The sequence below is a fragment of the Paraburkholderia sp. SIMBA_027 genome (assembly GCF_046535315.1).
Taxonomy (GTDB): domain Bacteria; phylum Pseudomonadota; class Gammaproteobacteria; order Burkholderiales; family Burkholderiaceae; genus Paraburkholderia; species Paraburkholderia tropica.
Window position 1 is genome coordinate 1 of the sequence record NZ_JAWRWY010000090.1, and the last position, 512, is coordinate 512.

At 61.1% G+C, this 512-nt stretch carries 1 protein-coding gene and 1 pseudogene; one reads left to right on the forward strand and one right to left on the reverse strand.

What is annotated here, in order from left to right; genetic code table 11:
* Positions 1 to 216 (forward strand): annotated as a pseudogene (locus SB764_RS38260) (hypothetical protein); the annotation flags it as partial.
* Positions 217 to 304: 88 nt separating this feature from the next.
* Here the strand turns inward: SB764_RS38260 and SB764_RS38265 are convergent.
* Positions 305 to 512, reverse strand: a 208-nt coding sequence (locus SB764_RS38265) for a hypothetical protein (protein WP_410866497.1), incomplete at its 5' end; no start/stop codon positions are given.

The following is a 512-nucleotide window of genomic DNA, read 5'->3' on the forward strand; positions in this document are numbered from 1 at the left end:
GGCCTGACGGCCAAGCGGTTTGGCCGCACGTCACTGACCATGCGTGCCGAGGTCCGCAACATGATCACCCGGCAATCCATCCCGACCATTGAGGAGATCGTCTTCGTGAACCTGGGAAGTGACGGACGCCCGGAGCCGCATGGTTACACGGAGATCACCTATGACCGTGACCGCATCCCCACGCACCACCTCACCAAGCCGCTCGACGAGGATTAAACGGCACGCGTACCCAGCCCAATTAACTGGCAGGAGGGGCTACTCCCCTCGGGAGCAACCCCTCCTGAAAGTCAGTTGGGTGCTGGCGTCAAACGCCCTGGCTGACCTTGTGGGTGGAAGAACGACGGCGATCGAAGACCGTTGCGCCTACCTCTTGTTCGGCTTGGTTGTCGATTCCCAAATCGATTCCCTTGCGCTCGCGGGTCAACAGAACAGCTCCCGCGGAGATCAACGCGACGATCAGCAAGTAGGCGGAGACGCTCATCGTTGTGCCTGTCGCCTGGACAAGGGCCGTG